The 22,742-nt window shown below is 57.5% G+C and carries 19 protein-coding genes and 2 pseudogenes; 7 read left to right on the plus strand and 14 right to left on the minus strand.

Features of this window, described 5'->3' with window-relative positions:
- Nucleotides 1–94 precede the first annotated feature (94 nt).
- Nucleotides 95–850, plus strand: a complete 756-nt coding sequence (locus ACT3TJ_RS07320; RefSeq protein ID WP_444622613.1) for a DeoR/GlpR family DNA-binding transcription regulator — start codon at nt 95–97, stop codon at nt 848–850.
- Between the two features lie 133 nt (nt 851–983).
- On the plus strand, nt 984–2,261 hold the full coding sequence (mtnK, locus tag ACT3TJ_RS07325; protein ID WP_444622612.1) for an S-methyl-5-thioribose kinase: 1,278 nt from the start codon (nt 984–986) through the stop codon (nt 2,259–2,261).
- A gap of 86 nt (nt 2,262–2,347) precedes the next feature.
- Here the strand turns inward: mtnK and ACT3TJ_RS07330 are convergent, their stop codons facing one another.
- From ACT3TJ_RS07330 to mtnB, 6 genes are all read right to left on the minus strand, one after another.
- Entirely contained in the window at nt 2,348–3,400 is a 1,053-nt protein-coding gene (locus ACT3TJ_RS07330; protein WP_444622611.1) for a substrate-binding domain-containing protein, read from the minus strand.
- A gap of 42 nt (nt 3,401–3,442) precedes the next feature.
- Complete coding sequence (locus ACT3TJ_RS07335) at nt 3,443–4,531, minus strand: ABC transporter permease (RefSeq protein WP_319941280.1); 1,089 nt, start codon at nt 4,529–4,531, stop codon at nt 3,443–3,445.
- Entirely contained in the window at nt 4,467–5,960 is a 1,494-nt protein-coding gene (locus tag ACT3TJ_RS07340) for a sugar ABC transporter ATP-binding protein (protein WP_444622610.1), read from the minus strand. Before ACT3TJ_RS07340 ends, ACT3TJ_RS07335 begins: the two co-directional genes overlap by 65 nt.
- A 143-nt stretch (nt 5,961–6,103) precedes the next feature.
- Nucleotides 6,104–6,652, minus strand: a complete 549-nt coding sequence (locus ACT3TJ_RS07345) for a 1,2-dihydroxy-3-keto-5-methylthiopentene dioxygenase (protein WP_444622609.1) — start codon at nt 6,650–6,652, stop codon at nt 6,104–6,106.
- Nucleotides 6,653–6,686: 34 nt separating this feature from the next.
- A complete protein-coding gene (mtnC, locus tag ACT3TJ_RS07350) occupies nt 6,687–7,406 on the minus strand; it encodes an acireductone synthase (protein WP_444622608.1) in 720 nt (239 codons plus the stop codon).
- Nucleotides 7,403–7,990 (minus strand): methylthioribulose 1-phosphate dehydratase, encoded by a 588-nt coding sequence (gene mtnB, locus ACT3TJ_RS07355; protein WP_444622607.1) that lies wholly within the window; start codon nt 7,988–7,990, stop codon nt 7,403–7,405. Before mtnB ends, mtnC begins: the two co-directional genes overlap by 4 nt.
- A gap of 139 nt (nt 7,991–8,129) precedes the next feature.
- Between mtnB and mtnA the strand changes: the two genes are divergently transcribed.
- Complete coding sequence (mtnA, locus tag ACT3TJ_RS07360; protein ID WP_444622606.1) at nt 8,130–9,146, plus strand: S-methyl-5-thioribose-1-phosphate isomerase; 1,017 nt, start codon at nt 8,130–8,132, stop codon at nt 9,144–9,146.
- Between the two features lie 13 nt (nt 9,147–9,159).
- On the opposite strand, the gene recQ is transcribed toward mtnA, so the two are convergent.
- The 7 genes and pseudogenes from recQ to ACT3TJ_RS07395 form a co-directional block, all read right to left on the minus strand.
- Nucleotides 9,160–10,980: a DNA helicase RecQ gene (recQ, locus tag ACT3TJ_RS07365; protein WP_444622605.1), complete on the minus strand. Its 1,821-nt coding sequence runs from the start codon at nt 10,978–10,980 to the stop codon at nt 9,160–9,162.
- 78 nt (nt 10,981–11,058) lie between these two features.
- Nucleotides 11,059–11,923 (minus strand): annotated as a pseudogene (locus ACT3TJ_RS07370) (carbohydrate ABC transporter permease).
- The gene (locus tag ACT3TJ_RS07375; RefSeq protein ID WP_193056699.1) at nt 11,920–12,804 is read right to left on the minus strand and encodes a carbohydrate ABC transporter permease; all 885 of its coding nucleotides are present in this window, start codon (nt 12,802–12,804) and stop codon (nt 11,920–11,922) included. Before ACT3TJ_RS07375 ends, ACT3TJ_RS07370 begins: the two are co-directional and overlap by 4 nt.
- Nucleotides 12,805–12,864: 60 nt before the next feature.
- Nucleotides 12,865–14,145: an ABC transporter substrate-binding protein gene (locus tag ACT3TJ_RS07380; protein ID WP_193056700.1), complete on the minus strand. Its 1,281-nt coding sequence runs from the start codon at nt 14,143–14,145 to the stop codon at nt 12,865–12,867.
- 18 nt (nt 14,146–14,163) lie between these two features.
- Entirely contained in the window at nt 14,164–15,291 is a 1,128-nt protein-coding gene (locus ACT3TJ_RS07385; RefSeq protein WP_441677535.1) for an ABC transporter ATP-binding protein, read from the minus strand.
- A 149-nt stretch (nt 15,292–15,440) separates the two neighbouring features.
- Nucleotides 15,441–16,388, minus strand: coding sequence for a hydroxymethylglutaryl-CoA lyase (locus ACT3TJ_RS07390; protein ID WP_441677536.1), 948 nt, complete (start codon nt 16,386–16,388; stop codon nt 15,441–15,443).
- A 10-nt stretch (nt 16,389–16,398) separates the two neighbouring features.
- Nucleotides 16,399–17,604: a CaiB/BaiF CoA transferase family protein gene (locus ACT3TJ_RS07395; RefSeq protein WP_441677538.1), complete on the minus strand. Its 1,206-nt coding sequence runs from the start codon at nt 17,602–17,604 to the stop codon at nt 16,399–16,401.
- A 150-nt stretch (nt 17,605–17,754) separates the two neighbouring features.
- On the opposite strand from ACT3TJ_RS07395, the gene ACT3TJ_RS07400 reads away from it, so the two are divergent.
- From ACT3TJ_RS07400 to ACT3TJ_RS07415, 4 genes are all read left to right on the plus strand, one after another.
- Nucleotides 17,755–18,657, plus strand: coding sequence for a LysR substrate-binding domain-containing protein (locus ACT3TJ_RS07400; protein WP_192527892.1), 903 nt, complete (start codon nt 17,755–17,757; stop codon nt 18,655–18,657).
- Nucleotides 18,658–18,956: 299 nt separating this feature from the next.
- The gene (locus ACT3TJ_RS07405) at nt 18,957–19,943 is read left to right on the plus strand and encodes a TRAP transporter substrate-binding protein (protein ID WP_441677540.1); all 987 of its coding nucleotides are present in this window, start codon (nt 18,957–18,959) and stop codon (nt 19,941–19,943) included.
- Nucleotides 19,944–20,000: 57 nt separating this feature from the next.
- Entirely contained in the window at nt 20,001–20,540 is a 540-nt protein-coding gene (locus ACT3TJ_RS07410) for a TRAP transporter small permease (RefSeq protein WP_087111113.1), read from the plus strand.
- Nucleotides 20,537–21,832, plus strand: coding sequence for a TRAP transporter large permease (locus ACT3TJ_RS07415; protein WP_441677543.1), 1,296 nt, complete (start codon nt 20,537–20,539; stop codon nt 21,830–21,832). The genes ACT3TJ_RS07410 and ACT3TJ_RS07415 overlap by 4 nt, the downstream gene beginning before the upstream one ends.
- Nucleotides 21,833–21,889: 57 nt before the next feature.
- Here the strand turns inward: ACT3TJ_RS07415 and ACT3TJ_RS07420 are convergent.
- Nucleotides 21,890–22,742 (minus strand): annotated as a pseudogene (locus ACT3TJ_RS07420) (aldehyde dehydrogenase (NADP(+))); the annotation flags it as partial.

Genomic DNA, 22,742 nt, shown 5'->3' on the forward strand with positions numbered 1-22,742 from the left:
ACATCGTGACACTACCCTTTCGTTTGAAGGAGGAGAGCTTTCGTAAGCATCGGAAAGTCTTTCGTTAATAAAAAAGAGGGGAGATGAGAGCAGAATGAAAGGCTTAAACGAGCGTCGCCGAGCGCTGCTTGAGCGGGTGCGCCAGGAGGGGCGCCATTCGCTAGAGGCGCTGGCTGATCAGTTTGGGGTATCCGTACAAACGCTGCGCGGGGATATTCGCTTTCTTGCCGAAAAGGGCATGGTGCTGCGGCGCCACGGCGAGGTACTGCCGTTTCCCGACCGCGAAAATATCGGTTACGACCAGCGCCAGATCGTCAACGAAGCTGGAAAACGCCTTATTGCCCGCCAGGCCGCTTCATTGATTCAGCCTCATCAGTCGCTGTTTCTAGGCACCGGCACCACCGTTGAACAGCTGGCCGACGCGCTGCACGACAAACAGGGCCTGCATATCATGACCAATAATCTGCACGCGCTTATCAGGCTATCCGCGCTGGAGTGTGAGCTAGTGGTGGCGGGCGGCCGGGTGCGCCGCCGCGACCAGGACGTGATTGGCGGCGACGCGTGGCGCTTTTTTCAACGCTACCGAGCGGATGTAGGCATTGTCTCGGTAGGCGGCATGGATGCCCACGGCAATCTTTTCGACTACAACGACGATGAGGTCATGGCGCGTGAAGCGCTGTTGGCCAATGCGGCTTTGCGCGTTCTGGTGTTGGATAGCACCAAGTTTGATTTACCGCTGCGCTGTGCGGCGGGACAACTAGCCGATTATGACGCGGTGATTACCGACGTGGCGCTCCCTGACCGATTGCGCAGCCCTCTTGCCGCACAGGGCGTTAGGTTTTTGATATGAGCAGTTTGATATGAACAGTTTGATATGAGCAGGTAGTAAGTGGTCGGCGAGGTAGTCGCAGCCGCGGGTATCTATTTGACATTGGCTCTCAGGTAATGGCAAATACCCCAAAAATTGGCTTGAGGAGCACGCTGTGGAAAACGGTCAATCAGAAGCGGCCTTACGTTATGAAGCGCTATCCGTCGATACGCTGGCAACGCGGCTGGGTGATGTACACGAAGTCGCCAGCCGGGTAGGCGGCGACCCCGCGAGTTGGGAAATTCGTGAGGTGGGCGATGGCAACCTGAACCTGGTGTTTATCGTGACGGGTACCACGGGCAGTGTGGTGGTTAAGCAGGCGCTGCCCTATGTTCGTATGGTGGGCGAAAGCTGGCCGCTGCCGCTTTACCGCGCCCATTTTGAGTATTACGCCCTAGTGCGCCAGGCCAAGCGCGCCCCCAACATTGCGCCTGACGTGTTTTATTTCGATAAGCCCCAGGCCCTGTTTGTGATGGAGTATCTTTACCCGCACACGATCTTGCGCCGTAAGCTGATTAAAGGTGAACGCGTGGCTCGCTTGGGGGAGACCATCGGCCAGTTTTGTGCGCGCACGGCGTTTCGCGGCTCGGAGCTTTCCCTGCCAAGCCCAGAGAAGAAGCAGGATGTGGGGCTGTTTTCGGGTAACGTGGCGATTCCTGCGATTACCGAATCATTGGTGTTCACCGACCCTTATTACGGCGCCGAGATGAACCACCACACGCCGGAACTTTCGCCAGTGGTGGACGAGCTGCGCCGCAATGTGCGCTTAAAAGCCAAGGTCCAGCGGCTATTGATGAAGTTCACTGCCAACACTGAAACCATGCTCCACGGTGATTTGCACTCGGGCTCGATCATGGCGACCGATACCGATGTGCGCGTGATCGACCCTGAGTTTTCCCAGTACGGGCCGATGGCGTTTGATTTGGGAATGGCCGTAGCCAACTTCCTGATGGCGTACTTTAGTCAGCCTGCCCACCGCCAGGATGACGAACTGGAGGCGTACCAGACGTGGATTCTCGACGTCATCGAGGCGTGCTTCACAAGCTTTGATGCCGAGTTCCGCCACTTATGGCAAACCGAGCGCACCGGCATTCTGTTCCCCAGGGCGCTGTTTGAAGACCAAGGCAACAGCGCGGACGACGCCTGCGATGCGCTGTTGGAGGAGATCCGCCTGGATGCGCTGGCCTACTGCGGTATCGAGATGCACCGCCGGGTGCTGTCACTGGCCCATAATGCGGATTTCGAAGAGATCGAAGACACTGCCCTGCGCGCCCGACTTGAAGCCCGCAATGTGTTGATGGGCCAGGCGCTTATTATGAATCCTGAGGCGGTTTGTGAAATACCTGCGCTTATTGAACTGGCCCAAGCGTATAACCGTCAGGATGTTCTATAAACAGCCTTCTATAAAAGACGTGCTATAAAAAAGCCGCGGGCTCTAGGCTCGCGGCGTTTGAACGGCTGTTGTATGACTCGCAAGGATTAACGCTCAGGCAGGGGCAGCCAATCAGCAAGCGCCACCTCAGCATGGGAGAACTGCGGCATATTCTCGCCCAGCGTTTCCATGTTGGTGATAGCGTTATCGTTCAGGAAGTCCTGAGTAATCAGCGTGGGCGGCACGATAACCTGCTGGCCGGGCGCTTCACCGGCCATCAAAAGCGCCAGTGTACGTACCGAGACTTCGCCTACCACCGTTGGGTTGGTGGCAACCGTTGCGGCCCAGGGCGAGCCGGGTTCACGCATGGCGGCAATATCAGAGGTGGAGATGTCGGCGGAATAAATAGCGATATCCTCACCCAGACCCATTTCATCCACGGCTATTTTCACGCCCGCTGCAAACTCATTATAGGGCGCGAAGAACACATCAATCATCGGATTGGCCTGAATCACCGCGCGGGCCTGATTGGCAACCGAATTGGCGATCGGGTTATCCAGGGTGCCGAATACGGCGGCTTCGGTCACACTTGGGTGAGCCTCTTTAAAATCTTCCCAAGCGGCGTTGCGGCGATCAAGCGGCGCGATACCTGGCACGTAAACATAGCCTGCGGTAAAGCGGTCACCGTTATCCTGTAGCGCCTGGTTAAGCACCAACTCGCCCAGCAGATAATCGGACTGCTCGACTTGCGGGATGGCGGGGTTGTCCACTTCCACATCGAATGCCACAACATCAATACCCGCCTCTACAGCGCGCTGGGCAGCGTCTTTCATGGACTCCGGCAGCCCGTGTTGAATGATGATGCCGTCGACGCCGAGCGCGATGGCCTGGTCCACCATATCTGCCTGCAGGGCCGCATCCTGGCGGCTATCCAGCACGCGCAGACCCACGCCCAGCGCAGCGGCTTGCGCCTCTACACCCGACAGATAGGCCTGGAAAAAATCGCCCGTGGAGATATAGCGGATAAGCGCGATGGTGACATCTTCCGGCGCATCGAAGGGTGCCGGGCGCTCCTCAGCCGTTGCCAGGATCGTTCCCAGTAGCGCCATGGCGGCGGTAAAACTTACAGCAAAGCGTTTGAGCATACGGTGTTTAAGCATAGCGGTGTCCCGATTGTTAACGTTTTTAGCGTTGAAGCGTTATTAATAACGGCCTGATTGGCCACGCCGTGAGGAGAGGTAAAAGGTGAACATGAGCGCCACCACCAATACCGCGCCTTTAACAAAATCCTGCGTGTAGTAGGGCGCATTCATCATCGTCATGCCTTGAAGCAGTATCCCCACAAAAAGTGCGCCCATGGCAGTGCCAAATGCGTTGGGGCGTGCAGCACCTAGTACGGCAAAGCCAATTAGTGCCGCGGCCACGCTATCCAGCAACAGGTTATTGCCGCTGGCAATATCGCCCCGACCTAAACGGGCGGCCAGCAAAATACCGCCAATCGAGGCGGTAACACCAGAAATCATATACGCCGCGATCTTGTAGCGCTCTACCGGCGCCCCCACCAAGGCGGTCGCACGCTCGTTGGAGCCAATGGCATACATCAGCCTGCCGTGACGGGTAAAACCTAAAAACAGCCAAATAGCGACCGCGATCAGTACGAATACCACCACCGGAACCGGAATCAGGCGCTCCAGAATCAGGTCAAAGCGGTGCCTGCCCAGCCACAGAAACGCCGCCGAGAACGTGCCTTCCGCGGTGGAGCCATCGGCCAGCGACATACCGGTGGCGATAGAGTTGCCCTGGGTAGGAATGCGCTGAAGGCCAATCAGCAAAAACATCATGCCCAGGGTGGCCAGCAGGTCAGGAATGCGGAACTTGACGATCAGCAGGCCATTAATAAGCCCGATGAACGCACCCATCAACAGGCAGACTGCCACGGCCACATAGGCGGGCTGTTCAAGCACCACCATGCAGTATGCCGCCAGCATCAACGAGGTGGTGGCCACGGCACCAATGGACAGATCAAACCCGCCTACCACCAGCGTAGTGGTCACGCCCAACGCCAGAATGCCGGTAATTGCCACAGACTGAAGCACAAATACCGCCGAGCGTGGGTTCGCAAAGCCAGAGGCCGCCAAGCTGAAGTAAACCACTAGCGCCACAAGCAACAGCAAGAAACCGTAGCGAATGGCTAGCTCCAGGCAGCGAGCTTTCGCGGCGCTGGCGTTAGGCTTTTCCGGAGGCCTGGGCGACGAGGGCGTTGAGGTCGATATCTCGGTTGGATTGCTCACCGGCAATGGCTCCTTCATGTAACACAATAATTCGGTCAGCGATTTCAATCGCCTCGTCTAGTTCAGAAACAAACACCAGGGTGGCGCGACCTTTGGCGGTTGCCCGGATATGGCGGCCTATATCCTGTCTTGCCCCGATATCCACGCCTTGAAAGGGCTCATCCAGCAGCAACACGCGGCTGGGCGATTGAAGCCAGCGCCCGATCATGACCTTTTGCTGGTTGCCCCCGGAAAGCGTGCCAATCGAATCCGCGTGGGATTGGCAGATAATCCCCAACTGGGCAATCATCTGTTCGGTACTGGCGCGCTGCTGACGGGCGCTCAGAAACGCCCCACGGGTAAAGGCTTTTAAAAACGGCAGCGTCATATTGTCGGCGATATTAAAATCCCCAATCACGCCGTTGGTCGCTCTGTCTTTTACCGACATGAACACACCCCGGGCAAGCGCTTCACGTACATTGGCGGGCGCATAGGGCTGCCCATCGACCTGCATGATGCCGCTCGTTAAAGGACGCAGCCCAAACAGGGTCTCGACAAGCGCCGACATTCCACTGCCCAGCAGGCCGGTAAACGCGACGATTTCGCCGTCACCCACGCTCAAACTGATCGGCGCTGCCCCTTTAGCCAGTTCGATATTTTGCAGCGTTAGGATAGGCGCACCCGGTGTGGCCGGTTCGATATCAGCATTATTGATCGCTTGGCCCAGCATGGCGTGCACGGCGGCCGTGAGATCCAGCGGCGCTTGATCAAATACGCCGGAGATCTGGCCATCGCGCAAGCAGATGATGCGATCCGCCAGGCGCCTGATATCGGACATGCGGTGGGAAATATACACAATCGCCACGCCCTGGGCGCGCAAGCGATCGATCACCGTAAACAGGCGCTCGGCTTCGGTAGCGGAGAGCGATGAGGTCGGTTCATCCAGAATCAAAAGCCTGGGCGCATGGGCCATGGCCCTGGCAATGCTGATCATCTGCCGGTCGGCCACCGAAAGATCGGCAACGCGGGCGTTCAGATCGATATCCAGGCCCATGGCATCGGCAACCTCGCTTGCCTGCTGACGAAGCTTCTTGGCACTGACCCATAAGCCGTGCGCGCCGGAGGCTAATCTATCCAGCATCAGGTTGTTGGCCACGTCCAGGTCGGGGATGACACCGTCATCGATGGATTGATGTACGGTCACCACGCCCTGGTGAATCGCCTCACGCGCATCGCGCGGGCAGTAGGGCATGCCGGCAAGCTGCATCTGGCCGTGGTCGGCTGCGTGGTAGCCGCTAAGTACCTTAACCAGGGTCGACTTGCCTGCCCCATTGGCGCCCATCAATACGACGACTTCGCCAGCATTGATATGCATATCAATGCCACGCAAGACCTGATTGTTGCCAAAGGATTTATGAATCCCCTGGATATCAAGCACGCTCGCTTGCAAGACGTTTCTCCTTGGTAGGCATACGCTGTGAAGGGCGCAAGATCATCGGTAACGGAGGTTGGAAAGTCAATCGCCGTGGCAAGCCATGTCGGGCACATAAAAAAGCGGCGGATTTTGAATCCGCCGCTGATGCATCCGCCCGTTTACAACTGATCAATCCGGTCAAACTTGCCGGCGATATCGCTCTCGGTCCAGTGGGGCACCCAGCCTTCTACGTTGTCGAAGAAACGCAGCGCGGTAAATTCAGGCGCGGGGCCCATATCGAACCAGTGGGGCGTGTTGGCGGGTACGCTGATCAGGTCGTTGCGGGTGCACAGCACCTGATACACCTTGTCTTCGATATGCAGGCAGAAAAGCCCTTGGCCTTTGACGAAAAAGCGCACTTCGTCCTCAAAGTGGCGATGCTCGTTTAAAAACTTCTGGCGCATGGCATCCTTTTCAGGATGCGTAGGCACCATGTGCAGCACATCAACCGTCTGGTAGCCGCCCTGGGCTTTTAGCCGCTCGATATCATCCTGGTAGAGCGCCAGAATATCGTCCTGAGTGACGTCGTCGGCAATTTCGCCCGGCGTTGCCCAGCGCTCAAACAGCACGCCTACACGGTTGAGCACAGCTTTGATCTGCTCGCCGTCGGTAATATCGACCAGCGCGTTGTTCGGATCTTGATCGGCAAATACTTTCAGTTGTGACATTAAGGCGTTCTCCGCTAGTTAAAAGCTTGAACCGTTACAGATCGATTTCATCGAAGCTTGTCACACAGGCGTGCTGTGTGCCTGCCTGGGTGCCTTCACGCACCAGTTGCAGCGTCTGCATGCCCGCTTGCTTGGCGGCATCCAGTTCTTCCACGACATCGGATAGAAACAGGATTTCGTCGGCGGGAAGCTGTAGCTTGCTGACGATATGCTGATACGCCAAGGCTTCGCGCTTGTGACCAATATGGGTGTCGAAATAGCCGCTAAACAGCGGGGTTAAATCGCCCTCTGTGCTGTAGCCAAACAGCAGCTTTTGCGCCTGCACGGAGCCTGACGAGTAGACATAAAGCTGTTTACCGGCCTCTGCCCACTGACGAAGACGCGGGGCGACATCGCTATACAGATGTCCTTTAAAGGCGCCACGCTGGTAGCCATCAGCCCACATCATGCCCTGAAGCGCTTTGAGCGGCGTAACTTTCTGGTCAGTTTCGATCCAGTAGAGCAGAGTTTCAACGACTTTATCCAGCGAGGCGTCCGGTTCATTGAGCTCATTGCGTACCGCGTCTATCTGCTCTTCCACATCAGGTTGGGCCGAGTGGGTGTACACGTACTCGGGCAACTGATCATGGGCGTAGGGGAACAGCACTTTATGCACAAAGCTGATATCGGTGGTGGTGCCTTCGATATCGGTGACCACGGCGCGAATGCTGGTGTTATCAATATCTGTCTTATTAACATCTGGGTTATTGATCATTTGGACCACCGGCTCTCTTCAAGGACACAGGCAAGTAAAAACTCAATGGCTTCCAAATGGCGGCGGCACTCGGCAATGCTGCTGCCCACGGCATAAATACCGTGGCCCGCCACCAGAAAGCCCCAGGGCATAGGCCAACCTGCCCGTACATGGTCGGCAAGCTCGCTCATATCCTGGGAGTTGGGCACCACCGGCAAGTGAATGGTGGCGTCATGCGTGCTATTACCTTGTAGCGCCTTTTGCATTTCAAAGCCGCTTAGCGCAATGCCTTCAGGAAAACGACGCGAAAGGACGGTGCTTGCCACGGTGTGGGTGTGCAGTACACAGCCAATCTGTTCATCCATCCGATAAAGTGCCGCATGAAGGTCACTTTCCGCACTAGGTTTGCCGCTGCCTTCAAGTACGCGCCCTTCAAGGTCGCAAAGCAATAAGTCATCGGCTTGAATGCGTGTTTTATCACGGCCCGAGGCGGTGACCAGATAACCTTGCGGCACTCGGGCAGAAAAATTACCGCCCGTGGCGGGCGTCCAGCCTTGCCGGGCCGCCCAAGAGATCGCTGCTAGCAGTTCGTCTTGTAATGTCATCGTAGGGTCAGTATCGCGTCGCTTTCAAAGGCCTTCATTCTATATGATATGCTCCGCGGCTGATAAGCCACGCGGCGTATTCGTTCTTTCCAAACGATCTTTCCATACGTTCTTTATCGCAGTACTCAAGGAGCCTCTGATGCCTCATCTTCAGTCACGCAGTTTACGGGTGTACGCCGACTCGCTTGAGTACCTGGATCAGACTCGCCTGCCGCAGGCCGAAACGTGGGTGCGCTGTGCAAGCCCAGAAGATTGGCAGGTGGCGGTGAAAAGCCTCGCGATTCGCGGCGCGCCGCTGATTGGCCTGAGTGCGGCCTTTGTGCTGGCGCAGTATGCCGCGCAACATCCAGGGCAGGAGAGCGAATGGCAGTGGGTAAGTGATCGCTTACGGGCTACGCGCCCCACGGCGGTTAATTTGATGTACTGCCTGGATGTCATGGAGGCCTGCTTTGCTCAAGGACCGGCTGCGCTTGCTGAGCGCGCCGCCATGCTGTTTGAAGAGGACCGCGAGCTGTGTTTGCAAATGGCCGAGCGCGGCGCGGACTTACTGAAAGACGGCGAGCGAGTGCTTACTCACTGCAATACCGGCGCCCTGGCGACGGCCGGTGTCGGCACGGCGATTGGCGCGCTGGCGGTCGCTAAAAAGCGCGGCGTAGCGCTGCATGTGTACGTTAACGAAACCCGCCCGCTGCTTCAGGGCGGCCGATTAACCGCCTGGGAAATGGCCGACCTGGATATTCCATATCAGCTAATTGCGGACAGCATGGCGGCAAGCCTAATGGCCGCAGGCAAAGTGGATAAAGTGATGGTCGGTGCCGACCGCATCTGCGCCAACGGCGACTTTGCCAATAAAGTGGGCACTTACATGCTGGCAGTGGTCGCCAACCACCATAAGGTGCCGTTCTACGTAGTGGCGCCCTACACCACGGTAGACAAGGCCTGCGCGACCGGCGATGACATTCCGATTGAGCAGCGCGACGCCGCAGAAATACGCGGCGCCACCGGTGCGTTCGGGGATGTCGTTTGGGCGCCGGAAAATGCGCCGGTGTGGAACCCTTCGTTTGATGTTACGCCCGCCGCGCTAGTCACCGGCTGGGTGCTCGATACCGGCGTGTTTGACCAGGCTGCCATCGCCCGCGGCGAACACTGCCGGTAAACGGTCTCTGCATTTAAAGCGTGGCATCTGCGTGGGTTTGAATCACCGCTAGAAAGCCTTCGCCATAATCCTCAAGCTTGCGGGCGCCAATGCCGGAGATATCGCCAAGCGCCTGCAAACTATGCGGCTTCTGTTCGGTCATTTCGGCAAGCGTGGCGTCGTGGAAGATAACGTAGGCAGGCACGCCCTGGGCTTCGGCAAGCGCTTTGCGGTGCTGGCGCAGGGCTTCCCACAAAGGGCCGTGGCCGGGTGCTGCCGAATTGCTCTTGCTGCCGCGCCGGGCGGTCCTGGTTTTGCTGGGCTTGCGCAGGGTTAGTGGCTGCTCGCCGCGCAGCACCGGCTTGGCGTCTGCCGTTAAGCGAATCCCGCCATGACCTTCCATATCCACGCTTAGAAAGCCGCTGGCGATCAATTGGCGAAACAGCGCCTTCCATTCGTTGGCCGAGAGATCCTTGCCGATGCCAAAGGTGCTGATCTTGTCATGACCAAAGCGGGTGATGCGCTCGTTGTTTTTGCCCAGCAACACATCCACCAAGTAGGTGACGCCGAAGCGCTGCTCGGTGCGGTAGACACACGACAACGCTTTTTGCGCGGCCACCGTGGCGTCCCAGGTCTCAGGCGGCGTCAGGCAGTTGTCGCAGTTACCGCAGGGCGCATCCAAATGATCGCCGAAGTAGTGCAAAAGCGCCTGGCGGCGGCAACTGATGATCTCGCAAAGCCCCAGCATGGCATCGAGCTTTTGCTGCTCGATACGCTTCTGGTGATCATCTGCGCTGGAGTTCTGCTGCATCTGACGCAGCGTAATCACATCCTGCAAGCCGTAAGCCATCCACGCATCGGCGTGGAGACCATCACGCCCGGCGCGGCCGGTTTCCTGATAGTAAGCTTCAATGCTCTTGGGCAGGTTGAGGTGGGCGACAAAGCGCACGTCCGGCTTGTCGATGCCCATACCAAAGGCGATGGTGGCCACTACCACCACACCATCTTCGCGCAGAAAACGCGTCTGGTGATGCTGGCGCTGCTCGGCGGGAAGTCCAGCGTGATAGGGCAGCGCGGTTAGCCCCTGGCGCTCAAGCCAGGCGGCGGTGTCATCTACCTTGCGCCGAGATAGGCAGTACACAATCCCGGCTTCGCCTGCGTGGTTGTCGCGGATAAAGCGCAGCAACTGTTCACGGGCGTTGCCCTGATTTTCAGCGATATGGTAGCGGATGTTGGGGCGGTCAAAGCCGCTGTTATAAAGCGCTGCCTCGCCCAGTTGCAGGTGCTCAATGATATCGCCTCGCGTGGGCACATCGGCGGTGGCGGTGAGCGCGATTCGCGGCACTTGGGGAAAGCGCTGATGAAGCTGAGAGAGCTGGCGATACTCAGGGCGGAAGTCATGGCCCCACTGGGAAACGCAGTGGGCCTCGTCAATCGCAAACAGGGCAATCCGGGCCTGCTCAAGAAGCGCCTGCATACGCGGCATGGCAAGCCGCTCGGGGGCGACGTATAAAAGGTCCAGCTCGCCTGAACGCAGGCGATTCTCCACCTCGACCGCCTCATGGTAATCAAGGCTGGAGTTGAGATACGCAGCGCGTACGCCGTTCTGTACGAGTGCTGCCACCTGATCCTGCATCAGTGCGATCAGCGGGGAAACCACGACGGCGGTGCCTTCGCGTAACAACGCGGGGATCTGGTAGCACAGCGATTTACCGCCGCCGGTGGGCATCAATACCAGTGCATCGCCACCGGCAACCACATGATCAATAATCGCCTGCTGTGGGCCGCGAAAGCTGTCGTAGCCAAAGACTTCCTGCAGCACCGTGAGGGCCGCCGGGTTGGGTTCGCCGTGCATCCTCGCTCTCCTTTTTGCCGAGCGGGGATTGTCGCACGAAAAGCCGCTTGCCCGTTGATTAGGGTTTTCGTACTAAGCCTAACGGATGCCAGCCCGTAGGAAAGACTGCACAAACTGGCGCTGAAAAAGCAGAAACGCCACTAACAGCGGCGCGATACTGAGTAGCGTGGCCGCGCTGACCGTTGCCCAGTTAACCCCCGTTTCCGGGGCGGAAAATACGCCCAAGCCAACGGTTAACGTGCGGCTTTCCACCGAATTGGTGACCACCAGCGGCCATAAAAAGTTGTTCCAGTGATGGCTAATGGAAACCAGTCCATAGGCTAGGTAGGTAGGTAGGCTTGGCCAACGGTACGTAGACCTTCCAGAGAATTTCCAGCCAACTGCAACCTTCTATGCGCGCGGCATCTTCAAGCTCGCGCGGAATGGTCTTGAACGTTTGGCGCAGCAGGAAAATACCAAAGGCGCTGGCCACATAAGGCAGGCCAATACCGGTGATGGTATTGATTAATCCCAACTCGCTGGCGATACGGTAGTTCTCCACGATCAGCACTTCGGGAAAGACAAACAGCTGAATCAGCACCAGCATAAACAGCAGGTTTTTACCCGGAATGGGAAACCGTGCAAAGGCAAAGGCTGCCAGCGTACACACCACAAATTGGCCCAATACCACGCCGGTAACCAGGGCAAAGGTGTTGAAGTAATAGCGGGCGAAGGGCGCTTGGGCCCAGGCGTTAACGAAATTATCCAGCGTCAGGGGGGCGAATAGATCAAAGCGCACCATAAATTCGCTGGGGTGGAAGGCCGCCCAAAAAGCGTACAGCAGCGGAAAAATCCAAATCACCGCCAATAGCCACGCCGCCAGAGTTTCAAGCGATGGAAGTGATAGTTGGCGAGATCGAGGCGTAGGTTTTTTGGCGCTTGAGTGTATTGTCGTTGAACTCATTGGTAGTGCGTCCTGCGGTCCAGGATCGTGAACTTCAGCGTGGCAACCACCGCGAGTACCAGCAGAATCACCACTGTGATGGTGGCCGCCGTGGTGCGATCAAAAAACGAGAAGGCATTTTCGTAGACGTAATACAGCAACAGGTTGGTCGCGTTATTGGGGCCGCCCTTGGTCAGAATAAACAGGTGATCAACCACGCGTACCGCATTGATTAATGCGTTGATCAGCACAAACAGCGTGGTGGGCATCAAGAGCGGAAACGTCACTCGCCAGAAGAAGCTCCAGCGGCTGGTGCCTTCAAGATCGGAGGCTTCTTTTAGCTCGGGCGGAATGCCTTGAAGCGCCGCGAGATAAAAAATCATAAAAAAGCCGGCTTCTTTCCAGACCGACATCACCATCACCGAGCCCAGCGCGACACTTGGGTCGCCCAGCCAATTCACCCCGGAAAACCCCAGCGCCCCGAGCAGCTTGTTAAACAGGCCAATTTGCGGGGCATAGAAAAACATCCAGATATTGGCTGCGGCAATCATGGGCAAAATAGTTGGTGTGAAGTAGGCCATGCGCACAAGGCCGCGCCCCGGCAGTTTGCCGTTAACGAATAGTGCCATGCCGAGCGCCAAGGCGATGGAGGCGGGGATTGTGCCCAACGCGTAGATCAAGTTATTGCGCGCCACCTTCCAGAACTTGGCGTCATCGAACAAAAAATGATAATTCTCAAGCCCGACAAATTCCGGCGGGGCACCGCGAAAGCCGGGCAGAAACAGGCTTTGAATCACGGTCGTAATCGTGGGTAGGTACGCAAAAGTGGCTAACAGCACGGCAGCGGGCAGTAACAGCAGCGCGCCATACATCTGCATTTTGTGGTGGGCGGTTAATGCCATGGGGAACGGCTACTTATAGGAAACGCCGGGGCGAACCCCGGCGAATGGGTAAGAAAGGGCTTAACGTGCGTAACGCCGCAGTATGGCGTCCGCTTCCTGCTGGGCCTGGTTAAGCGCGGCTTCCGGTTCCATCTGGCCGGTTAACGCTGCCTGAACGGCGTTATCCAGCGTGCGACGAATGCGGCCACCCTGATAGGTGGAAAGCTCGGCAGTACCATATTCCAGCTGGTCGCGGGCAACAGCGGCGGGCGGGAAGCTCTCCACGTATTCGCGCAGCGCGTCAGTCTCGTAAGCGGCGGGGCTAACGCCCATGTAGCCTGTTTCAATCGACCAGTCGGCGGCGCGCTCGGGTGCGGTCATCCAGCGGATAAACGTCATCGCAGCGCGCTGCTCCTCTTCAGAGGCATCTTTAAAGACGTAGAAGTTGCCGCCGCCGGTGGGGCTGCCGCGCTGGGTGTTCATGGGCAGCATGGCGACGCCAAAATCAAAATCGGCTTCATTGCGCACGGCGGTTAGATTGCCGGTGGTATGCCACATCATGGCGGTAGATTGCTCAAGGAAGTTCTGGCGCAGCGTGCCCCATTCGATGGTGCCATCTGGCATGGCGTCATGTTCGGTTGCTAGCGACACCCAGTACTCAAGCGCTTCAACGGCGGCGGGGGCATCAAAATAGACCTCGGTGCCGTCTTCGCTCATCAAGCGGTGGCCGTTCTGAAACGCGAACGCCTGGAACATCCAGTACGGGTAGCCGGTAGACGGCACCATCACGCCCCACTGCTCCCCGTTGGAGGCTTCGCGAACCGTTGCCGCCATCTCGGCCATTTCCTGCCAGTTTTCTGGCGGGATTTCAGGGTCTAAACCGGCCGCTTCAAAAGCGTCCTTGTTCCAAAACAGCACAATGGTGGAGCGCTGGAAAGGAATGCCGTAGGTGTCGCCATCCAACTGGCCGTTTTCCATCAAACCGGGGTAGAAGCCGTCAAGCCAGTCGCGCTCTTCATCGGTTTCGACCAGATCATCGAACGCCACGATGGCGTCCTGCTCAACCAGTTCGTAAAGATCAATCGAGAACATCACCGATAGCTGCGGTGTATCGCCTGATTCAATTGCCGACATGGTGCGCACGCGGGTGTCGTCGTAGTTGCCGGCGTAGATGGCTTCTACCGAAATGTCGGGATGCTCACTCTCAAACTCGGCCACTAAGTCGTCAATGACATTGGTCAGCGCGCCGCCCACTGAAACCGGGTAGTACATGGTCAGGTCAACGGTATTCGCGTTGACCTGGGTGGCGCTTAACATGCCAGCCACAAGCGCGGTGGTAGCGAAGGGGATACGCAAACGCATAAAAAGACTCCACGAATATCAGTGTTGGAAAGAGCCCACCGCCGGTGGACGAGAAACGACGCGAGGCGAGCCTGGTAACGCACTTGGCAAAACGCTATCCAGACGTAACCCGTTATTTGCAAACAAGTGGGCGTTTTCTGGCGCCCAATAGAGCCGACAAGTGCCGTCAGTCAGTGCGGGTTTGCCGTTGATGCGTACGCGCAGGCTGTGTGCACCCACCGCCACATGGACAATCGTGTCGGCGCCTAAATACTCCTCGCTAAGTACGGTGGCCAGCACGCCTGGCTTCGACGCCGGGCGCAGCTCAATATCTTCCGGGCGAATGCCTAGCTGACCGCCAACGGCTTCCAGCGGCGCGACCGTGGTGGTTGGCTCGCCGTCGATAACAGCGCCTTGGTCGCCTTTAACAAGTGGCAGCAAGTTCATGGCAGGGCTCCCTATAAAGCTAGCGGCAAAGGCGCTGGCTGGCTGGTTATAAAGCGCGTCAGGCGACCCGTCCTGAACGATGCGGCCGTGCTGCATCAGGATCACGCGGTCTCCCATGCTCATGGCCTCGACCTGATCGTGGGTCACGTAAATCACCGTCATGTTCAGGCGGCTTTGTAGCGCCTTGATTTCGCGGCGCATATCGCTGCGCAGCCGCGCATCCAGGTTGGAGAGCGGCTCATCCATCAAGCAGATCGGGTGTTCAGAAATAATCGAGCGGGCCAGCGCCACCCGCTGGCGTTGGCCGCCAGAGAGTTGGGCAGGTTTACGGTTCAGGTAATCGGTAAGGTCGACAAGCTCAGCCACCTTGGCCAGCCGCTCGCGCTGTTCAGCTTTGGGCACTTTGCGGCTGCGCAGGCCAAACACGATATTGTCGGCAACGCTTAGATGCGGGAATAGCGCATAGGATTGAAACACCATGCTTAAGCCACGGTCACCCGGCGGCAGGCGCGTAACGTCACGCTCACCAATATGGATCTGCCCGTCGCTTGCCTCTTCCAGGCCCGCAATCATGCGCAGCGTGGTCGACTTCCCACAACCTGAAGGGCCCAGCAGAATGACAAACTGGCCGGGCGTCACGTCGAAGGAAATCTCATCGACCGCAGCGGTCGCACCCCACCGCTTGGTGACGCGATCCAAGCGGATTCGCGATTGATTCATAACACACATCACCAGCTGTTGGTTATTGTTGGTCAGCTTGCGTTGAAGGTGTTGCTGTTGTGTGACGTTTATATGGCAAAGTTGTGTCGGGTAATAGTTATATAGCTCTTTTAGCTAAAGATCTCAATGTAGCCCGAGAATAGTGCCGTTCATTGTTGAAGAGCTGATGCTGGCATCGCATAACGCCGGGTCGATTTACCCGCTTTCACCACCTGCCCCGGTACCTCATGGCCGATAAGCTCGGGGAGAGTAGCGGCGACGTTAAGCAGGGCGTCCAGGTCAACACCGGTGTTCACGCCCATGGCTTCGAACATATGCACTAAATCTTCGGTGCATACGTTGCCGGTGGCGCCGGGGGCAAAGGGGCAGCCGCCCAGGCCGCCGAGTGCTGAGTCGAAGCGGGTAATCCCTGCCTGCCAGGCTGCCAGGGCATTGGCCAGGCCCATGCCGCGAGTGTTGTGAACATGTAGGGTAAACGGCGTTTCGGGCCAGCGCTCAAGCACCGCTTCACACAGACGTTTGACCTGAGCTGGGTTGGCCATGCCGGTGGTGTCGCACAGCGTGACACCCTGGATGCCCAGCGCAATCAGCTGTTCAACCAGTTCCAGTACCCGCGCTTCGGGCACTTCGCCTTCAAAAGGGCAGCCGAACGTGGTGGAGAGCGAGGCGTTGATAAACACGCCGCTGCCCTGAGTCACGTCCAAAATAGCCGCAAATTGTTCAAGAGATTGCTCGGGCGTCATGCGCAGGTTAGCAAGGCCATGGCTATCGCTTGCCGACATCACCAGGTTGATCTCATCAACGTTGCAGGCAAGTGCGCGTTCTGCACCTTTTACGTTAGGTACCAGCACGGTGATGTCCACGCCTTCACGGCGCTGAATGCCGGTAACAACGTCGGCGGCATCGCGCAGGTTGGGAATCGCCTTGGGGGAAGTAAACGACGTCGCTTCGATGCGCTTGAGGCCTGTCGTGGAGAGTGCGTCAATCCAGCGGATTTTGTCCTGTGTGGGTACAAAACGCGCTTCAATTTGCAGGCCGTCACGGGGGGCGACTTCATTGATTTCGATTCTCAAAGGGCAGGGTGATAACTGGCTCATAACAAACTCCTTAAATGATGCCTGCTTGGCGCAGTTTGGTGCGGGTTTCTTGATCGATACCCAGCTCGTCCAGTACGGCGTCGGTATGCTGACCGAGGCTCGGGCCGCCATTGCCCAAACGCCCAGGCGTGGCGCTTAGCTTGGGCAGTACGCCGGGCACTTTGAGCGGTTGGCCATTGGGGCGGGTAAGGGTTTGGATCATCTCTCGCGCCAGGTAGTGAGGGTCAAAGGCGATATCTTCAGCGGTATAGGGGTAGCCGGCGGGCACCCGGGCATCGTCCAGGGCTTGTAGAATGACATCGCGCGGGCGTTCTAGCGTCCAGGCTTCAATGGCTGCGTCAATCATGGTGGCTTGCCGGCTGCGCCCATCGTTATGGGCAAGCGCTGGGTCGCTTCCTAAATCCTCGCGGCCAATCACGCCCATCAAGCGTTTAAAGATGCTGTCGCCATTGCCGGCGATGAGCACGTAGTCGCCGTTCAGGCAGCGGTAGGCGTTTGAAGGCGTAATGCCGGGAAGGGCGCTGCCGCTGGGCTCGCGGATCTGGCCGCTGGCATCAAACTCCGGCAGCAGGCTTTCCATCATGGCAAACACTGATTCATACAGCGCGACATCAATTTCCTGGCCCAGGCCGCTGCGGTCGCGCTCTTGAAGAGCCAACAAGGTGCCGATCACCGCGTAAAGGGCGGAAAGCGAGTCGCCGATGCTCACGCCCACCCGCACGGAGGGTTCGTCCGGCTGGCCGGTAAGGTAGCGCAGCCCACCCATTGCTTCGCCAATTACGCCAAAACCGGGCTTGTCGCGGTAGGGGCCGGTCTGCCCGTAACCCGAAATATGCACCATGATCAGCCGTGGGTTGAGGGCTGATAACGCTTCCCAACCTAGCCCCCAACTTTCAAGCGTGCCGGGGCGAAAATTCTCCACGACCACGTCTGCCTCGGCGGCAAGCTGGCGCACCAGGGCCTGGCCCTCTTCGCTGCGTAAGTCCAGCGCCACTGAGCGCTTGTTGCGGGTCTGCACGTGCCACCAAAGCGAGGTGCCGTCTTCAATCATTCGCCATTTGCGAAGTGGGTCGCCGGTGCCGGGCGGCTCAATCTTGATTACGTCAGCGCCAAACTCACCCAGCAGTTTGGTGGCGAAGGGGCCGGCAATCAGCTGGCCTAGCTCAAGTACTTTTAGGTCCTGTAAGGGAAGCTTACGCGCTTCAGGAGCGTTCATTAAGGCTCTCCTCTACTTGTCGTTATTCGTAGTGAGCGCCAGCATGGGGCAGCCGTTTAGAGGCGACAATTAGGCAATGGGTAACAAAGGGTTCGTGGCTGGCGAAGGTATGCGCTAGCATGGGCAGACTGTTAGTTAAGAGATTTGATCATGCGCCGCTTCGACTTTGTCACCCTTAAACTGTTTATTTCTGTGGCAGATGAAGGACGCCTGACGGCAGCGGCCGAACGTGAGCATTTAGCGCTTGCTGCGGTGAGTAAGCGGATTAGCGACCTTGAGGCGCTGGTCGGGACGACGTTGCTTTATCGCCGCCCCAGAGGCGTTGAGCTAACCCCCGCTGGCCAAGCGTTTCTGCACCACGCTCGACGCATTATGGATAATATCGAGCGCCTGGAAGCGGAGCTAAGTGAATATGGCGAAGGGGTGCGCGGCCATGTGCGCATCCACTCCAACACCTCGGCCATTATTGCGTTTCTTCCCCAGGATCTCAGCACTTTCTCTCACCACTATCCCGATATTAAAATCGACCTGCAGGAGCGGGTGAGTAGTGAAATTGTGGCCGCCGTGCGCGATGGATTGACCGATATCGGCATCTTCGCGGGGCATGTCGCGGCACCTGACCTCCAACAGCTTTCGTACCGGAATGACCGGCTGGTATTGGTAACGCCTGGCAATCACCCGCTGGCGGCGCGTGAAAGTATTGCCTTCAATGAGGCGCTCGACTTCGATTTTATCGGCCTCCAGCAGGATGCCTCGCTGCAAGCACTACTGCATGAACAAGCCAATATTGCTGGCAAGGCGTTACGGATGCGCATTCAGGTGCGTAGCTTCGATGCCATTTGCCGCATGATTCATCACGGGATGGGCGTGGGCATACTGCCTGAAAAGACCATCTATCGTGAATTGGGCGATCTGGAGTTGAACAGTATTCCGCTTAGCGACCCCTGGGCGCAGCGCGAGCTGGTGATCGGTATGCGCCGCTACGCCACCCTACCGGCCACTGCCCGTCATTTAGTGGATCATCTGGTTAAGGCTGAAACGACGTCTTCTTAAAGGCTACGCGTCCCCTTTCGGGTTCGCGTTTGGAGAAAGCTCATTAACATTCTGAGCCCTCCCTTATCGGCTAGCCCTGAACAAACCTGGCTAACGACTGCCGGTGCTTCTCCATCTTTAGTCGTATGCTGTTTTACGAGAGCCCTCAAACGCCCACTGTCATGGAGTCTCCAGCCATCGTATTTTGCGAAGTCAGCCTTCTCGAACGTCGATTTGAGCGTATCGGCGGCTTGTTTCAAGATCGATAGAACAACATCGCACCATTCTGCCTATAACGACAAATTGAGAGAGTACATCTCATGCAAAAATCACTACTTGCCACGCTCACTGCAGTAGGCATTTTAGCGGTTGCTCCCTTCGCGCTGGCCAACCCGATTGAAATTCAAGTTAACAACACCATGAGTGAAGGCGGCTCTGAAAGTGCTGCGGTTGAACGCTTTGCGGAGTACCTGGAAGAGCAGGCGCCGGGGCGTTTCAACGTGCGGCCTTTTCTCGCGGGTTCCCTGGGCGGTGAAGATTCCGTACTGGAGCTGCTCAACCTGGGCCAGACCCAGCTTTCACTCACCGGTGGCAACTGGCGCCAGCAATATGCGCCGGAGTACGACGCCATTACCGTGCCCTTCCTGTTCACGACCTGGGATGAGGTAGACAGCTATATCGATAGCCCATCGGGCCAGACGCTGATCGAACAGGCAGAACAGCAGGGCGGCCTTAAGTTTCTGGGTGTTCAGCACCGTGGCCCACGTCATATGACCGCCAATAAAGAAATCCATACGCCAGAAGATTTGCAAGGCTTCCGGCTACGCCTGCCGTCACTGCCGATCTGGCTAGAGGTCTGGGAGGAACTGGGCGCGCAGGTAGTGAACGTGCCCGCGCCGGAAATCTATCTCGCCATGCAGACCCGCCAGGTTGATGGCCATGAAAACTCCCTCTCTTCGCCCTACACGCGGCGCCTGTGGGAAGTGCAGGACTACCTCATTACCACCAGCCACGTGCAGTTCCCCTGGAGCTGGGTTGCCAGCGCGCGTTGGTGGGACGGCTTGGAGGAAGAGGATCAGGCGCTGATTTCTGAGGCGGTTGATGTCGCTCGTGCCTACGGCACCGAGCAGGAGCTCGAACTGGATGATTTTTATCTGGATGCCCTTCAGGAAGAGGGTATGACGGTTGTCCAGCCGGATACTGAAGCCTTCCGTGAAGCGGCCATGCCCGCCATTGATCGTGTGCTGTCAGAAATGGCCGACGGTGTACGCGACGACGCTATCAGCGCGAGCCAAGCAAGCGACTGATCATCACCAGGTGGCGGCATGATGATGCCGCCACCGTCTTAGGTAAGGAGTTATCTTGTGGATGGAGCACTGCCACCCGCAAACGGAGCCGATCGTTTGGCTTTTTATACCCTGCGCTATGTCACTCGCCTATGCGATGCCGTGGGTGTAGCGCTATTAGTCGGCATTTTAGGCTTGATCGTGGCCGCCGTGGTTGCCCGCGATTTGCTCAACTGGGGCATGCCCTGGAGCGAGGAAGTCGTCTCGCTGCTGGCTATTTACGCCATTGGTTTTGGCTCGATCTCCGCTTGGGTGCGCAGCGACCATCTGGTAGTGGACCTGTTTAGTCACCGGCTGAGTGCGCTGGGTCATCAGGTGCAGTATCGGCTGACGGCCATTATCTCCGTCGGTTTTTTTGTGCTGGCGAGCTGGGGCGCCTGGATCATGTCCGATATGAGCGCCAACAATAAAACGGTCTCGTTGAGCATCAGCTTCTCCTATCTCTATTACGGCTTGTTATTCAGTTTTGTTGCCATGGCGCTGATCGCCACTTGGCAAACCTTACGCGGTCCCGTTACGTGGTTGAATAAGCCCGCGCACGAGGAGATAACGCCATGATGGAACTTGCGATATTCGTCGGCGGGCTGCTGCTGTTAATGATGATCGGCCTGCCTGTGGTGGTGTCGATTGGGGTTACCTCGTTTATTGCCCTAGCGGTAACCGGGGCCGGTGGCTTGCCGGTTGAGCTGCTTTCACTGCGCATGGTGCAAACGCTTAACAACTTCACCTTGATGGCGATTCCGCTGTTTATCCTGGCGGCCAACATCATGAACCTGGGTTCGACCACCACCCGGATATTTGATTTTGCGACGGCTCTGGTGGGCTGTACCAAAGGCGGGCTGGGTCACGCCAACGTGGTGGCAAGCTCTATCTTTGCCACCATGTCCGGCACGGCAGTGGCCGATGCCGCCGGGCTTGGCAGTATCGAAATCAAGGCGATGAAAGAGCGTGGTTATGCGCTCGACTATACGACCGGAATTACCGCGGCTTCGAGCGTGGTTGGCCCGATTTTACCGCCTAGTATCGCGCTGGTGGTTTACGGCTGGCTCGCCAATGTAAGCATCGGTGGGCTCTTTATGGCGGGGCTTGTGCCGGGTATTTTGATGGCGCTGCTGCTTATGGGCATGACCGTTTTACTCGGCGCCACGGGGAAAGTCGTGATGCCCGCTCCCGTGCCTTTTGATGCAGGCGAAGTCGTACGAACCGGCAAGCGGGCCATTTTGCCCTTGATGATGCCTGCAATCATCGTTGGTGGTATTTGGGGCGGCTTTTTCACACCGACAGAAGCCGGCGCGATTGCCTCGCTGTATGCGGTGATACTGGGTGGGGTGATCTATCGTGACTTGAGTTTGAAGAGCCTGTACGACGCGTTTCGGCGCACGCTGATGTTCAGCGCGGTCATCCTGCTGATCATTGCGGTATCAAGCTTTTATGGCTGGATTCTGGTGCGTATGGGCATTCCCCAGGCGCTGGCCGGTCAAGTGGCCAGTGTCGATATGCCCACTATTGCGCTGTTGATTTGCTTTGCGCTGTTCTTCTTGCTGATCGGCTGCTTTATGTCGGTGATAGAAAGCATCCTGATCTTTACACCCATTGTGGTACCGGCGGCGTTGAGTGCCGGTTTGGACCCGGTGCATTTCGGTATCGTGATGGTAATTACCCTATCGGTTGGGGTGATTACGCCGCCGTTCGGCACGGTGCTGTTCATGATGGTAGGCATTACACGACTGCGTTATGGCCAGGTGGTCAAGGCGGTACTACCGTTTTTGCTGCCTATTATAGCGACCATATTATTGTTGATTGCTGTGCCAGGATTGGCCACTTGGCTGCCAGGGGTGATGGGCTATTGATATAAGAATTGCCTCGCTGGTTTAACCAGCGAGGCAATCGTATGAACAGGCAGGCTGTTAGCCCTCGCGCTTACCATCCACCAGTCGCGAAACCTTAAAAGGATTATCGTCGCGCAATGCTTCAGGCAGTAAGCCAGCAGGCAGGTCCTGATAGCAAACGGGGCGCAGGAAGCGATAAATCGCGGCGCTGCCGACAGACGTAGTGCGGCTGTCGGACGTTGCCGGGAACGGTCCTCCATGCACCATCGCGTGGCCCACTTCGACCCCGGTCGGCCAGCCATTGGCCAGGAGTCGGCCGGCGCGCTGCTCAAGCGTGGGCAGAAGTGATTTTGCGGCCTCCAGGTCGCCATCGTCCATTTGCAGGGTAATCGTCAGCTGACCTTCGAGCTGGTCGGCAACACGCTGCATCTCCTGCACGTCAGCGCACTCAATGACCAGCGAGGCAGCGCCGAAGATTTCGCCCTGAAGCGCGTCATCGTTAAGGAAATTCTGAGCGCTGGCTACAAATAGCCCCGGTTGACAGCTATACGGGCCGCTACCTGACTGACCACGGGCCACTTCCTTGACGCTTGGCTGGCCCGAAAGGGCGGAGACACCGCTTTGATACGCCTCATGGATGCCGGGCGTCAGCATCGTTTGGGCGCCGCTGGCTTTAACGGCTTCCCCAGCGGTAGTGATAAACGCATCCAGGTCAGCGCCTTTAAGGCCAATGACCAGACCAGGGTTGGTGCAGAACTGACCCGCGCCCATATTCAGCGAGGCAACAAAGCCTTCGGCAATCTTGTTGCCGCGTGCTTGCAGTGCCTCAGGGAACAGGAATACCGGGTTGATGCTGCTCATCTCGGCATAAACAGGAATAGGCTCGGGACGCGCCTGGGCAGTCGCCATCAAGGCCATGCCGCCGCTGCGC

It is taken from the genome of Halomonas sp. AOP30-A1-24 (assembly GCF_052378165.1).
Classification (GTDB): domain Bacteria; phylum Pseudomonadota; class Gammaproteobacteria; order Pseudomonadales; family Halomonadaceae; genus Vreelandella; species Vreelandella citrativorans.

What these genes read in the sequence shown, in the direction of transcription:
- ACT3TJ_RS07320 (WP_444622613.1), top strand. Translation starts at nt 95, where the DNA reads ATGAAAGGCTTAAACGAGCGTCGCCGAGCGCTGCTTGAGCGGGTGCGC.
- ACT3TJ_RS07375 (WP_193056699.1), bottom strand. Translation starts at nt 12,804, where the DNA reads ATGGCATTAACCGCCCACCACAAAATGCAGATGTATGGCGCGCTGCTG.
- ACT3TJ_RS07400 (WP_192527892.1), top strand. Translation starts at nt 17,755, where the DNA reads ATGCGCCGCTTCGACTTTGTCACCCTTAAACTGTTTATTTCTGTGGCA.
- ACT3TJ_RS07395 (WP_441677538.1), bottom strand. Translation starts at nt 17,604, where the DNA reads ATGAACGCTCCTGAAGCGCGTAAGCTTCCCTTACAGGACCTAAAAGTA.
- ACT3TJ_RS07405 (WP_441677540.1), top strand. Translation starts at nt 18,957, where the DNA reads ATGCAAAAATCACTACTTGCCACGCTCACTGCAGTAGGCATTTTAGCG.
- mtnA (WP_444622606.1), top strand. Translation starts at nt 8,130, where the DNA reads ATGCCTCATCTTCAGTCACGCAGTTTACGGGTGTACGCCGACTCGCTT.
- mtnC (WP_444622608.1), bottom strand. Translation starts at nt 7,406, where the DNA reads ATGATCAATAACCCAGATGTTAATAAGACAGATATTGATAACACCAGC.
- ACT3TJ_RS07390 (WP_441677536.1), bottom strand. Translation starts at nt 16,388, where the DNA reads ATGAGCCAGTTATCACCCTGCCCTTTGAGAATCGAAATCAATGAAGTC.
- ACT3TJ_RS07385 (WP_441677535.1), bottom strand. Translation starts at nt 15,291, where the DNA reads ATGAATCAATCGCGAATCCGCTTGGATCGCGTCACCAAGCGGTGGGGT.
- ACT3TJ_RS07330 (WP_444622611.1), bottom strand. Translation starts at nt 3,400, where the DNA reads ATGCTTAAACACCGTATGCTCAAACGCTTTGCTGTAAGTTTTACCGCC.
- ACT3TJ_RS07345 (WP_444622609.1), bottom strand. Translation starts at nt 6,652, where the DNA reads ATGTCACAACTGAAAGTATTTGCCGATCAAGATCCGAACAACGCGCTG.
- ACT3TJ_RS07380 (WP_193056700.1), bottom strand. Translation starts at nt 14,145, where the DNA reads ATGCGTTTGCGTATCCCCTTCGCTACCACCGCGCTTGTGGCTGGCATG.
- ACT3TJ_RS07415 (WP_441677543.1), top strand. Translation starts at nt 20,537, where the DNA reads ATGATGGAACTTGCGATATTCGTCGGCGGGCTGCTGCTGTTAATGATG.
- recQ (WP_444622605.1), bottom strand. Translation starts at nt 10,980, where the DNA reads ATGCACGGCGAACCCAACCCGGCGGCCCTCACGGTGCTGCAGGAAGTC.
- mtnB (WP_444622607.1), bottom strand. Translation starts at nt 7,990, where the DNA reads ATGACATTACAAGACGAACTGCTAGCAGCGATCTCTTGGGCGGCCCGG.